Source organism: Thioalkalivibrio sp. ALE20 (genome assembly GCF_000381405.1).
Classification (GTDB): domain Bacteria; phylum Pseudomonadota; class Gammaproteobacteria; order Ectothiorhodospirales; family Ectothiorhodospiraceae; genus Thioalkalivibrio.
On sequence record NZ_KB906471.1, the window covers coordinates 395,134 to 407,658 of the forward strand.

Annotated in this window: 10 protein-coding genes and 2 tRNA genes; 2 read left to right on the top strand and 10 right to left on the bottom strand. The window is 65.8% G+C overall.

Annotated elements, in window-relative coordinates:
• Positions 1-36: 36 nt before the first annotated feature.
• Positions 37-498 (bottom strand): ribonuclease HI, encoded by a 462-nt coding sequence (gene rnhA / locus F790_RS0101925; RefSeq protein ID WP_019021223.1) that lies wholly within the window; start codon positions 496-498, stop codon positions 37-39.
• Positions 491-1,165, bottom strand: coding sequence for a hypothetical protein (locus F790_RS0101930; RefSeq protein ID WP_019589303.1), 675 nt, complete (start codon positions 1,163-1,165; stop codon positions 491-493). The genes rnhA and F790_RS0101930 overlap by 8 nt, the downstream gene beginning before the upstream one ends.
• Before the next feature lie 91 nt (positions 1,166-1,256).
• Here F790_RS0101930 and F790_RS0101935 point away from each other — a divergent pair, with 91 nt between their 5' ends.
• Both F790_RS0101935 and F790_RS0101940 read left to right on the top strand, forming a co-directional pair.
• Positions 1,257-2,849, top strand: a complete 1,593-nt coding sequence (locus tag F790_RS0101935; RefSeq protein WP_051075349.1) for a LysM peptidoglycan-binding domain-containing protein — start codon at positions 1,257-1,259, stop codon at positions 2,847-2,849.
• Positions 2,850-2,937: 88 nt separating this feature from the next.
• The gene (locus F790_RS0101940; protein WP_018870002.1) at positions 2,938-3,738 is read left to right on the top strand and encodes an enoyl-ACP reductase; all 801 of its coding nucleotides are present in this window, start codon (positions 2,938-2,940) and stop codon (positions 3,736-3,738) included.
• Between the two features lie 134 nt (positions 3,739-3,872).
• On the opposite strand, the gene F790_RS0101945 is transcribed toward F790_RS0101940, so the two are convergent.
• The 8 genes from F790_RS0101945 to tig form a co-directional block, all read right to left on the bottom strand.
• Complete coding sequence (locus F790_RS0101945) at positions 3,873-5,762, bottom strand: SurA N-terminal domain-containing protein (RefSeq protein ID WP_019021226.1); 1,890 nt, start codon at positions 5,760-5,762, stop codon at positions 3,873-3,875.
• 118 nt (positions 5,763-5,880) lie between these two features.
• A tRNA-Asp gene (locus F790_RS0101950) sits at positions 5,881-5,957 on the bottom strand.
• 40 nt (positions 5,958-5,997) lie between these two features.
• Positions 5,998-6,073 (bottom strand) — tRNA-Val (locus F790_RS0101955).
• A gap of 11 nt (positions 6,074-6,084) precedes the next feature.
• Positions 6,085-6,372 (bottom strand): HU family DNA-binding protein, encoded by a 288-nt coding sequence (locus tag F790_RS0101960; protein WP_255349426.1) that lies wholly within the window; start codon positions 6,370-6,372, stop codon positions 6,085-6,087.
• Positions 6,373-6,603: 231 nt separating this feature from the next.
• The gene (gene lon / locus F790_RS0101965; protein WP_019590706.1) at positions 6,604-9,084 is read right to left on the bottom strand and encodes an endopeptidase La; all 2,481 of its coding nucleotides are present in this window, start codon (positions 9,082-9,084) and stop codon (positions 6,604-6,606) included.
• Positions 9,085-9,171: 87 nt separating this feature from the next.
• Positions 9,172-10,452 carry an ATP-dependent Clp protease ATP-binding subunit ClpX gene (gene clpX / locus F790_RS0101970; protein WP_019569109.1) on the bottom strand — a complete coding sequence of 427 codons (1,281 nt, stop codon included), beginning with the start codon at positions 10,450-10,452 and terminating at the stop codon, positions 9,172-9,174.
• A gap of 91 nt (positions 10,453-10,543) precedes the next feature.
• Positions 10,544-11,197 (bottom strand): ATP-dependent Clp endopeptidase proteolytic subunit ClpP, encoded by a 654-nt coding sequence (gene clpP, locus F790_RS0101975; protein ID WP_019589299.1) that lies wholly within the window; start codon positions 11,195-11,197, stop codon positions 10,544-10,546.
• Entirely contained in the window at positions 11,194-12,501 is a 1,308-nt protein-coding gene (gene tig / locus F790_RS0101980; protein ID WP_019021229.1) for a trigger factor, read from the bottom strand. The genes clpP and tig overlap by 4 nt, the downstream gene beginning before the upstream one ends.
• Between the last annotated feature and the right edge of the window lie 24 nt (positions 12,502-12,525).

Genomic DNA, 12,525 nt, shown 5'->3' on the forward strand with positions numbered 1-12,525 from the left:
TTGCGTTCCCTTCGGTTCGGTCGTCCCGCGGATGGCTCAGCTGGCCGCCCCGCTCAGGAGTTCGTCGATGCCGGCATTCGCCAGCTCGTCGGCGCGTTCGTTCTCCGGGTGCCCGCTGTGGCCGCGGACCCAGTACCACTCGATGGAATGGCGCGCCGCCTCGGCATCCAGGGCTTCCCACAGGTCCCGGTTCTTCACCGGCTGGCCGCTGGCCGAGCGCCAGTTGCGCCGTTTCCAGCCGGGCAGCCATTCGGTCACGCCCTGCTTCACATACTTGGAGTCGGTCACCAGCTCCACCCGGCAGGGTCGCTGCAGGGTCTCCAGCGCGCGGATGGCCGCGGTCAGCTCCATGCGGTTGTTGGTGGTCTCGGCCTCGCTGCCGTACAGCTCGCGCTCGTGCCCACGGTAGCGCAGCACCGCCCCCCAGCCGCCGGGACCGGGGTTGCCGCGGCAGGCGCCGTCGGTATAGATGTACACCCGCTCGTCGTCGTCACTCATTGCCGTCCCTCGTTCGGCCGCGTTCGCCGGCGCATGATACGCGCGAAACGGCCACGCCGGGAGCACCCGTCGGCGGCGCGAAGCGCAGCGCTCGTGCCGGCCGCAGGGGCTCCTCCACCCGCTTGTGCGCGATGGTCAGAATGACCCCGGCCAGCGGGGGAAGTCCACGCAGAGCCCAGCGGTCCAGGCGTGCCAGCCGGCGCTGCCAGGCCACCGGCAGGCCGGGCGGCAGCACGCTGAGGTTCCATTGCTCCAGCACTTCCAGGCCGGCGGCCGCCAGCATCCCCCGATAGCGTACGCTGCGCAGTCCCTCGGGCAGCGGGGACGGGCGCAGCCCGGCTTCCGGATCGCCGTGCAGCCGGTTGGCCTCCAGCATGAACAGATGCCCCTCGGGCTCCAGCACTCGGGCCGCCTCGTTGACCACCACCTGCGGCTCCGGACTCCAGCTGCAGGGATGGCCCAGCACGATGATCCGCGCCCCGGCGGATTCCAGCGCCCAGGCCTCCGGATCGATCCGGACCTGCGCCCCCGGATCCGCCACGCGCAGCACCCGTGCCTGATCCGGGGCGTCGGGATCCATCAACGGCGCCGGCGCCAGTTCCACCGCAACGTTCAGCGGGCTCCCGGTCGCGTGGCGGCGCATGCGATCCAGCAGGCGCTCGCGCACCCGCTGGCCCTGAGGCTGGGCATACCACCGGGCGAGGCAATCGCGTGCCCGTGCTTGGTGCTCCGGGTTGGCTGGTTTATCCTTCGTCCCCATGAAACTTCGATGCCCCGCTGTTCCCGTTCGCCCGCTGGCCCTCGCCGTTACCGTGGCCCTGTTCTCCGGTTGTAGCCTACACGACCGCGAGCGGTCACTGGATACCGCCGACACCGGTACCGGGAGTCCGGCCGAGGCGCGTACCCCACAGGCGCGCACCTACGACGCCCAGGACGTCGAATCCGCCATGCAGCGCCAGGCCGAAAAGGCGGAAAAGCGTGCCGCCGAAACCGACGACCTGTGGGAACGTGCCCGGCTGAACTACGGTTTCAGCGACGAACTCGACCACGATCGCGTCCAGCGTTATCTCGACCATTATCGCGATCAGCCGCGCATCATCGAACTCTCCACGCGGCGGGCCGAACCCTTCGCCTATTTTATCCTGTCGGAGCTCGAGGCTCGTGACATGCCGGCGGAACTCCTGCTGCTTCCCATCGTGGAGAGCGGCTATGCCCCGGAAGCCACCTCCAGCGGACGTGCCGCCGGGATCTGGCAGTTCATACCGTCCACCGGGGATCATTTCGACCTGCACCGCGACGACTGGTACGACGGCCGGCGCGATGTCTACCAGTCGACCCTGGCGGCACTCGACTATCTCGAATACCTGCATTCCCGCTTCGACGACTGGTACCTCGCCCTGGCCGCCTACAACTGGGGCCAGGGGAACGTCCGCCGGGCGATGGAGGCCAATGCCGCGCAGGGCCGCGACACCGACTACTGGAGCCTTGACCTGCCGGCCGAACCGCATGCCTACGTTCCCCGCCTGCTGGCCCTGCGCGAGCTGTTCCGCGCGCCGGATGAACACGGCGTGACCCTGACCCCCGTGGCCAACGAACCGGCGCTAGAGATCGTCCGCCCGGAACGCCAGGCGGATCTGGCCCTGGTCGCGGACATGGCCGAGCTGGATACCGCCGAGCTGGAACGCCTGAACCCCGGCTACCACCGGCACGCCACGCATCCCGAACATGCGCGGCACCTGTTCGTGCCGGCCGAAGCCGCGGACCGTCTGGAAACCGCGCTGGCGGAACACGGCGACGATCCGCTACTGCGTTTCCGCGAATACACCGTGCGCGCGGGCGACAACCTCGGCCGTATCGCGCGCGACGCCGGCACCGAGGTCGCGGTCGTGCGGCAGATGAACGATCTCAATGGCGACCTGATTCGCGCGGGCCAGACCCTGCGCCTGCCGGTGGGCGGGGACGACGCCGGGGCCGCCACGGCCGTCGCCGAGGCCGGCGATGCGGATTCACTGACGGAATACGAAGTCCGCCGCGGCGACAGCCTCTGGACCATCAGCCAGTCCACCGGCATGAGCCTGAGCGAGCTGCGCCGGGTCAACGACCTCGGGCGCGACACCACCCTGCAGCCCGGGGATGTACTGCAGGTCGCGGCGGCACACGGCGATGAAGGCACGGTGCACTACGAGGTCCGCCCGGGGGATTCGCTGTCCGGCATCGCCCGGCGCTTCGAGGTCTCGGTGGAAGACGTGCGGCGCTGGAACGGCCTTAACGGCGACCGCATCCGCGCCGGCGAGACCCTGGTCCTGCACATCGATCACGACGACGCGACCGTCGCCCGCGCGGACACCTGACGCGCTGGCCCGACCCGGGGCACATCGGTATGATCCCGGGAACACGCGTCCGCGACGCCAATCGCATCAAACCAGCAAGGAGAGTTTCATGGGCTTTCTCACCGGCAAGCGCGCCCTGGTCGTCGGGGTCGCCAGCAACCGTTCCATCGCCTATGGCATCGCCGCGGCGCTGCACCGGGAGGGCGCGGAGCTGGCCTTCACCTATCAGAACGAACGGATGCGCGACCGCGTGGAAAAACTGGTCGCCGATTTCGACTCGGACATCCTGATCCCCTGCAACGTCGAGAGCGATGAAGAGATCGAACAGGTCTTCGAACACCTGGACGACTACTGGGACGGCGTCGACATTCTGGTTCACTCCGTGGCCTATGCGCCCAAGGAGGAACTGGACGGCGATTTCCTCGACAACATGACCCGCGACGGCTTTCGCACCGCGCATGATGTCAGCTCCTACTCGCTGGCGGCCTTCGCCAAGGCCGGACGCGCGATGATGAAGGATCGCGATGCCTCCATCCTGACGCTCAGCTACCTTGGCGCCCAGCGATCCATGCCCAACTACAACGTGATGGGTCTGGCGAAGGCGAGCCTCGAAGCGAATGTCCGCTATCTGGCCTACACCCTCGGGCCGGAGGGCACCCGCGTGAACGCCGTCTCCGCCGGCCCCATCCGCACCCTCGCGGCATCCGGGATCGGGGATTTCAAGCGCATCCTCGACCATGTCGAGAGCAACGCCCCGCTGCGGCGTAACGTCACCATTGATCAGGTTGGCAATGCCGGGGCGTTCCTGTGCTCCGACCTGGCGTCGGGAATCACCGGTGAGGTGATGTACGTCGACTCCGGTTACAACACCGTGGGCCTCGGCCAGCACGAGATCGGCCTCGACAGCTAGGCCACAAGCAGCGGCCTGCCGGCCGCCGGGGCTCTGAACCGAGAAAGGCCCGGCCAGTCATCTGGCCGGGCCTTTTTTTGTGCGCGGCCGGGCGGCCTGATACCGCCCGGCTCTTTCTCTACTCCCTCTACCCTCTACTCCAGGTTCTCCGGAAAACGCTGAATATCGGCCTCGGACTCCAGCCACGCCAGATAGGCACGCATCTCGGCACCGCCGTAGGCGTTGCGCAGCTGGTCGCGGGCCTGCTGGCGCAGAGCCGGATCCTCCTGCATGCCCCCGGCCTGCACCGCCTCCAGGGCCACCACGGCAAAGTCACCGCCGGACAGCGTCAGGCCCGCCAGTCGCGGCCCGTCCTCTCCGGGTGCGGCCAGACGGAACACCGGTGCCACCAGGCCGTCCGGCACGTCACCGTCGCGGGTATCCCGGCGCAGCTCGCGCGAGCGCGTCCAGCTGCCCTCGTCTTCGATGGCAGCCGCCCAGTCGTCAGCCTCTCGCAGGTCTTCCAGCAGGGCCTCGCCGGCTTCGCGCGCCGCTTCGGCGGCCGCTTCGGCCTGCAACCGGGCCCGAATCTCGTCCTCGACCTCGGCCAGCGGGCGCAGCTCCGCCTCTTCCCGTTCGGCCACGCGAAGCACGATCGTCGAGCCATCATCGAGATCCAGGGCATCGCTGTTCTCTCCGCGCTCGCGCACCCGCTCGCCGAAGGCCGCATCGCGCACGGAACGCGAGTCCGCGATGCCGCTGCCCGAGTCGCGGGTGAACCAGTCGGTCGTGCGGATCTCCAGCCCGGTCGCCTCGGCCGCGGGCTCCAGACTTTCCGGAAACTCGACGCTCAGCGACATCAGGTCGTCCAGCGCATCGATCTGCATCTGCTCGGCACGCCGGTCGCGCAGGTCGGATTCCACGTCGTCACGCACCTGCTCCAGCGGCTGTGCGCGGGCATCCTCGACCGCAGTCACCTGGATGATGTACCAGCCCTGATCGGTCCGCACCGGCTGGCTCACCATCCCCTCGGGCAGACTGAAGATCACCGTCTCCAGGGTCGACGATCCCAGATCCCCGCGGGCCAGCTCCCCCATGCGGCCGCCCCGCGGCGCGCTCAGGGAATCCTCGGAGTATTCCTCGGCAAGCTCCGCAAAATCCTCGCCGTCCTCGATCCGCTGATGCAGCTCGCCAATCCGTGCCTCGGCGTCGTCCTCGTCTGCCAGGCGAATGACCCGAACATCGCGCAGTTCCGGTTCCTCGTAACGCGACCGGTTGGCGCGGTAGTGCTCCACGATGTCTTCCTCGCTCAGCTCGACGGCCTCTTCCAGCGATGCCGGATCGAGCTGAAGATACTCCACCCGCAAACGCTCTGCGGTCGTGAACTCCTCCGGATTCGCTTCGTAGTAGGCCTGAACGGCGTCCTCGTCCACCACGCCGGGGCGATCGAAATCCTCCGCCGCGAACACCCGCCAGCTCACCGTCCGCACCTGATTGCGCAGCGCGGCGTACTCGTCCACCAGGCCTTCGTCGAAGCGACCCGACTCGCGGATGCCCGTCTGGATCTGCGACATCACCAGCGAGCGACCGATGTCATCCTCGAAATCCGCGGGACTGATGCGCTGGGCCGACAACAGCTGGGAATAGCGCTCGGGACTGAACTGCCCGCCCTCCTGAAACACCGGCATCGCGCGGATCTCGCGGCGCACCGATTCGCTGGCGGCGGTAAACCCGAGATCACCGGCCGCCTGACGCAACAGGGTCTCGCGAATCAGGCTCTCCAGCGCCTGCAGCCGGATCCCCTCGTCATCGAATTCGTCCGGGATCTCGCCGCCGAACATGCGGCGGAGTTCATCCCGCTGGGCACGCGCCTCCTGATGCACGGACCGGGTATCGATGTCCACGCCGTTGACCTCGGCAGCCACGATGTCGCCGGCTCCGCCGAAGTATTCGCCCACGCCCCACAGGGCGAAGGGGACCGCGATCAGGCCGATGATTACGTAGGCGAGCCAGCCGGTCGCCCGATCTCGAATTGCTTGCAGCATGCTGGTTTTGTCCGTTCGGGTTCAGCAGGGAAAACAGGTCAATGGTAGCAGGCGCGCCCTCCGCCGTCTGTCGGACACACCAACAAAAAAGGCGCCCCGGAGGGCGCCTTTCGAAATATGGCGGAGCGGACGGGACTCGAACCCGCGACCCCCGGCGTGACAGGCCGGTATTCTAACCAACTGAACTACCGCTCCGTATTCTTTTCAGCGCAGCCGCATCGAGCAGGTCTGCGCCTGGTGGGTGCTGACGGATTCGAACCGCCGACATTCGCCTTGTAAGGGCGACGCTCTACCAACTGAGCTAAGCACCCGGTAAAGCTCTTTAGTTTACCCGATCCTTCAACGCTTTGCCAGCCTTGAAACCGGGCGTTTTCGACGCGGCGATCTGGATCGTCTCGCCGGTGCGCGGGTTGCGCCCGGTGCGCGCCTCACGTTCGCGGACGAGGAACGTCCCGAAGCCAACCAATGATACCTGATCACCCTTGGCAAGGGAATCCCCGATTACGCTGACCATGGCATCGACCACCTTGCCGGCCTGAGCCTTGGGAACATCGGCTTCCGCGGCGATCGCGTCGATCAATTCGGATTTATTCATGAAACGGTTCCTTATCGTTTTGGTGACTCGGGCGTGCAGCCGGCAGGGCCAAGCTTACAACAATCCGGGCCGATGCCGCCACGGCCTGTGCAGGGAACGGGAATGGGGTCGACAACCGGATCCGGACAATGCGATCCGGTTTATAGCAAGGCTGCGAAAAAGGTGTCAAACGCCGGTCGCCGCTCCCTGCGACCGGCTCGACAAAAGTCCTCGCCCCGGGCCCTCTCCCCCGGGTGTGTGGACGGATCAGTGATGCCGGACCCGGCCACGACCCCGCGAGGGTTTCTTCTTGTCGGAAACGACTTCCTCGGCGGGCGCCTCGCCCTCCGCCGACTCGCCGGCACGGGCTTCCGGCATCTCGGCCAGGGCGACTTCCAGAACCTCGTCGATCCAGCGCACCGGGCGAATATCCAGCTTCTGCTTGATGTTCTTCGGGATATCCACCAGATCCTTCTCGTTTTCCTCCGGGATCAGGACCGTACGGATACCCCCGCGATGCGCCGCCAGCAGTTTCTCCTTGAGCCCGCCAATCGGCAGGACCTGCCCGCGGAGCGTGATTTCCCCGGTCATGGCCACATCGGCACGGACCGGGATGTTCGTCAGCGCCGAAACAATGGCCGTGCACATGCCGATCCCGGCCGAAGGACCGTCCTTGGGTGTGGCGCCCTCGGGGACGTGGATGTGGAGGTCCTTGTTCTCGTGGAAGTTCTCTTCCAGGCCAAGGGCAGCGGCGCGGGACCGGACCACCGTGAGCGCGGCGTGGACCGACTCCTGCATCACGTCACCGAGCTTGCCGGTCTGCTGGGTCTTGCCCTTGCCGGGCACCACCGAGGACTCGATGGTCAGCAGTTCCCCGCCGACCTCGGTCCACGCCAGGCCGGTGACCTGGCCGACCCGGTCGGCCTCGTCGGCCTGGCCGAAGCGGTAGCGCCGCACGCCCAGGTACTTGTCCAGGGTCTTGGGCGTAACCGAAGTCATGCGGTCGGCGTCCTTGCCCTTCGACAGGGTGCGCTGCTTGACCACCTTGCGGCAGATCTTGGCGATCTCGCGCTCCAGCGCACGCACCCCGGCCTCGCGAGTGTAGTAGCGGACCACGTCGCGCACCGCCGCATCGGAGATGTTGATCTCGCCCTTCTTCAGACCGTTGGTCTTGATCTGCTTGGGGATCAGGTAGGTGTGCGCGATGTTGACCTTCTCGTCCTCGGTGTAGCCGGACAGGCGGATCACTTCCATGCGATCCAGCAGCGGCCCGGGGATGTGCATGCTGTTGGCCGTGGCCACGAACATCACGTCCGAGAGATCGAAGTCGACCTCCAGGTAGTGGTCGCTGAAGGTGTGGTTCTGTTCCGGATCCAGCACCTCGAGCATCGCGGAGGCCGGATCCCCACGGAAATCCATGGCCATCTTGTCGATCTCGTCCAGCAGGAACAGCGGGTTGCGCACCCCGACCTTGGACAGGTTCTGGATGATCTTGCCCGGGAGCGACCCGATATAGGTGCGCCGGTGACCGCGAATCTCGGCCTCGTCACGCACTCCGCCCAGCGCCATGCGCATGAACTTGCGGTTGGTGGCCCGCGCGATGGACTGCCCCAGCGAGGTCTTGCCGACGCCGGGCGGCCCCACCAGACACAGGATCGGCCCCTTCAGCTTGCGCACGCGCGACTGCACCGCGAGATATTCCAGGATGCGCTGCTTGACCTCTTCCAGCCCGTAGTGATCCTCGTTGAGGATCTTCTCGGCACGCTTGAGATCCTTGGAGACGCGGGTCTTCTTTTTCCACGGCAGCGACACCAGCCAGTCGATGTAGCTGCGCACCACCGTGGCCTCGGCGGACATCGGCGACATCATCTTGAGCTTGTTGAGCTCGGCGGTCGCCTTCTTCTTCGCCTCTTCGGACATCCCGGCGTTCTCGATCTTCTCCGCCAGGTCCTCCTGCTCGTTGGGTGCGTCCTCGAGGTCGCCCAGCTCCTTCTGAATGGCCTTCATCTGCTCATTCAGGTAGTACTCCCGCTGGGACTTCTCCATCTGCTGCTTCACGCGGCCGCGGATCTTCTTCTCGATCTGCAGCACGTCCATCTCGCCCTCGATCTTGGCGACCAGATGCTCCAGACGCTCGCGCACGTTGGCGATCTCGAGGACCTGCTGCTTCTCCTCGAGTTTCAGCGACATGTGCGCGGCGATGGTGTCGGCCAGGCGCGAGGTGTCGTCGATCCCGGCCAGCGAGGTCAGGATCTCCGGCGGGACCTTCTTGTTCAGCTTGATGTACTGCTCGAACTGGTTCAGCGCGGAGCGCCCGAGGACCTCGAGTTCCTTGTCCTCGGTATCGAATTCCTCATCGATCAGTTTGATGTCGGAGACGAAGTAGTCTTCTTCCTGCTCGGGATCCCCGGTGGTGGAGACATCCATCACGCGGGCACGCTGCGCGCCTTCCACCAGCACCTTGATGGTGCCGTCGGGCAGGCGCAGGAGCTGGAGGATGTTGCCGAGGGTCCCGATCTCGTGGAGATCCCCGGCGTCGGGTTCGTCCACCTCGGCGCTCTTCTGCGCGACCAGGAGGACCTGCTTGTTCTCTGCCATCGCCGAATCCAGCGCGCGAATCGATTTCTCGCGCCCGACGAACAGCGGAATGACCATGTGCGGATACACCACGACGTCGCGCAGCGGCAGCACCGCAACGCGCTTGACGGGCGATTCCACCTCGTTCTGGGAAGGACGGTCGTCGGTCATGTGGCCCCCTCAGGGCTGGGCGAATGTAGGGGGGAAATGGGGGCGACCCGCGCGGCTTTCAAGGGTCGCCCCGCCGATGTTTCCCGCTCAGGAGTCCGCGGCGGCCTGCCGGGTGTACGAGGTGTTGTCGTAGATCAGGTAGGGCTCGGCGTCCCCGCGGATCACCGCCTCGTCGATCACGACCTTGGTGACCCCCTCCATGGACGGCAGTTCGTACATCGTGTCCAGCAGGATGTTCTCCAGGATGGTCCGCAAGCCGCGGGCACCGGTCTTGCGCTCCAGCGCCTTCGCGGCGATCGCGTGCAGCGCATCGTCGCGGAACTCCAGCTCGACACCTTCCATCTCGAACAGCCGCGCATACTGCTTGACCAGCGCGTTCTTCGGCTGCGTGAGGATCGTGATCAGGGCATCCTCGTCCAGCTCGTCCAGGGTCGCCTGCACCGGCAGACGCCCGACGAATTCCGGGATCAGGCCGTAACGCACCAGATCGTCGGCCTCCAGCTGTTTCAGCCAGTGGTCCGAGGAGGCGTCCTCGTCCTTGCTCGCCAGCGCCGCGGAAAAGCCGATGCCGGTCCCTTTCTCCGCCCGCTGCTGGATCACCTTGTCCAGGCCGGAGAAGGCACCACCGCAGATGAACAGGATGTTGCTGGTGTCGACGTTCAGGAACTCCTGCTGCGGATGCTTGCGCCCGCCCTGCGGGGGGATCGAGGCGGTCGTGCCCTCGATCAGCTTGAGCAGGGCCTGCTGCACGCCCTCGCCCGAGACGTCACGGGTGATCGAGGGGTTGTCGGCCTTGCGCGATACCTTGTCGATCTCGTCGATGTAGACGATCCCGCTCTCCGCCTTCTCGACGTCGTAATCACACTTCTGCAGCAGCTTCTGGATGATGTTTTCGACGTCCTCGCCAACGTAGCCCGCCTCCGTCAGGGTGGTCGCGTCGGCGATGGTGAACGGGACGTTGAGCACCCGGGCCAGGGTCTCCGCCAGCAGGGTCTTGCCGGATCCGGTCGGACCGATCAGCAGGATGTTGGACTTTGACAGCTCCACTTCATCCTTGCCGGCCCGCGCCTCCATGCGCTTGTAATGGTTGTAGACGGCGACGGAGAGGATCTTCTTCGCGTCGTTCTGGCCGATCACGTAATCATCCAGGGTGTCCCGGATTTCACGGGGCCGCGGCAGCGAGGCATGCTCGGTCTGGCCGGCCTCCTGCATCTCCTCGCGGATGATGTCGTTGCACAGCTCAACGCACTCGTCGCAGATGAACACGGAAGGCCCCGCGATCAGCTTGCGCACCTCGTGCTGGCTTTTCCCGCAGAAGGAGCAGTACAGCAGCTTGCCGTCCGCGGGAGGGTTCTTGTCGTCGCTCATCCGTTGCCCTCGATTGGATTGCAATTCCTTTCGAACATGCCCCGTTTCACCGGCCGGTGCAAACGAGCCAAGTGTTCGTGCGGTCTAGGCATCAGGATCCGGATTTCTCGCCGGCTTCCGCGCGGTCGGCCAGCACGTTGTCGACCAGGCCGTATTCCTGCGCCTCGGAGGCCGTCATGAACCGGTCACGGTCGGTGTCCTGCTCGATCTGTTTCACCGTCTGACCGGTGTGCTTCGCCAGCACGCGGTTGAGTTCTTCCTTGATCTTGAGGATCTCGCGGGCATGGATGTCGATGTCCGTCGCCTGACCCTGGAAGCCGCCAAGCGGCTGGTGGATCATCACGCGCGAATGCGGCAGGGCGTAGCGCTTGCCCTCGGCGCCGCCGGCCAGCAGCACGGCCCCCATGCTCGCCGCCTGGCCCACGCAAAGCGTGGACACCTGCGGCTTGATGAACTGCATGGTGTCGTAGATCGCCATGCCGGCGGTGACCGCACCACCCGGCGAATTGATGTAGAGGCTGATTTCCTTGTCCGGATTCTCGGATTCCAGGAACAGCATCTGCGCGACGATCACGTTGGCCATGTAGTCCTCGACCGGCCCCACGCAGAAGATCACCCGGTCCTTCAGCAGCCGGGAGTAGATGTCATAGGCGCGCTCGCCGCGGGCGGTCTGCTCGACCACCATCGGCACCAGGTTCAGGCCCTGGGTATGCTGCGCACCCTGATCGCCCATGTCGTGCGTCATTCGCTCGACTCCTTGTTCGGATTCATTACGTCCTGGAAGGTGGTGGGCTTGTCGGTAACATTGCCCTGTTCCACCACCCAGTCCACCACCTGGTCTTCCAGGACGATGGACTCCAGGTTCTGCATGGCCTGCGGCTGCGTGCGGTAGTACTGCTTGACCTCTTCGGGGTCTTCGTAGGTCGCGGCCATGTTGTCGAGCTCCTGCTCGACCCGCTCGCGATCCACTTCGAAACCCTTGTCGTCGATCAGATGCCGCAGCACCAGGCCCAGGCGCACCCGCCGTTTCGCCTCTTCCTCGAACAGGCTGTCCGGCAGCGGCTGCGTCTGCTCCGCCCCGCCGAAGCGCTTCTCGGCGTCTTCGCGCAGGCGATTGATTTCGGACTTCACCAGGGCATCCGGCAGGTCGAAGTCGTGGCGTTCCACCAGCGCATCCATGACCTGCTGCTTGATCTTGCTCTTCAGCGCCTGATTCAGCTCCCGCTCCATGTTGGACCGCACATCCTCGCGAAGTTTCTCCACCGAGCCGTCCTCGATGCCGAATTTCTCCGCGAAGGCCGCGTCGACCGCGGGCAGCCGGGCCTCTTCCACCGCCTTGACCGTGATATCGAAGGTCGCGGTCCGGCCCTTGAGGACCTCCGCCGGGTAATCCTCCGGGAAGGTGACCTCGATGGTCTTTTCCTCGCCCGTTTTCACGCCTTCGAGCTGGTTCTCGAACTCCGCCAGCAGGCGCCCGCTGCCGATCTCCACCTGAAAGTCCTCGGCCTGTCCGCCCTCGAAGGCCTCGCCGTCGAGCTTGCCGACGAAGTCCAGGGTGATGCGGTCGCCCGAGGCCGCTGCACGCTCGACCGCCTGCCATTCCTTGTGCTGTTCGCGCAGGGTATCGATCACGCGATCGATGTCCTCGTCACCGATTTCGGCCACCGGGCGTTCGATCTCGACCCCGGACAGGTCGGCGACCTCGATCTCCGGGAAGACCTGAAAGGACGCCTCGAACTCGATCGGCTGACCGTTTTCCACCGATTTCGGCTCGATGCTCGGGCTGCCCGCCGGCTCCAGGCCCTCCTGCTGCACCGCCTCGCGGTAACTCTCCTGCAGGACTTCGCTGAGCACCTCCTGGTACACCCCGGCCCCGTAGCGCTGACGCACCACCTTGAGCGGCACCTTGCCCGGGCGGAAGCCGTCGAGCCGGACCCGTTTGGCGAGGTTCTTCAGGCGGTTGTCGACCTCGGTGTCGACGCGTTCGGAGGGGACCTGGACGGTCATCTTGCGGTCCAGGTTGCCAGTGGCTTCAACGGAAACTTGCATGGAGGGCCTCGTCAAATGGTTCGG

Excerpts from the sequence above, each read along its gene's own strand:
- rnhA (WP_019021223.1), bottom strand. The coding sequence starts at position 498 with ATGAGTGACGACGACGAGCGGGTGTACATCTATACCGACGGCGCCTGC.
- F790_RS0101935 (WP_051075349.1), top strand. The coding sequence starts at position 1,257 with ATGAAACTTCGATGCCCCGCTGTTCCCGTTCGCCCGCTGGCCCTCGCC.
- F790_RS0101940 (WP_018870002.1), top strand. The coding sequence starts at position 2,938 with ATGGGCTTTCTCACCGGCAAGCGCGCCCTGGTCGTCGGGGTCGCCAGC.
- F790_RS0101945 (WP_019021226.1), bottom strand. The coding sequence starts at position 5,762 with ATGCTGCAAGCAATTCGAGATCGGGCGACCGGCTGGCTCGCCTACGTA.
- lon (WP_019590706.1), bottom strand. The coding sequence starts at position 9,084 with ATGACCGACGACCGTCCTTCCCAGAACGAGGTGGAATCGCCCGTCAAG.
- clpX (WP_019569109.1), bottom strand. The coding sequence starts at position 10,452 with ATGAGCGACGACAAGAACCCTCCCGCGGACGGCAAGCTGCTGTACTGC.
- clpP (WP_019589299.1), bottom strand. The coding sequence starts at position 11,197 with ATGACGCACGACATGGGCGATCAGGGTGCGCAGCATACCCAGGGCCTG.
- tig (WP_019021229.1), bottom strand. The coding sequence starts at position 12,501 with ATGCAAGTTTCCGTTGAAGCCACTGGCAACCTGGACCGCAAGATGACC.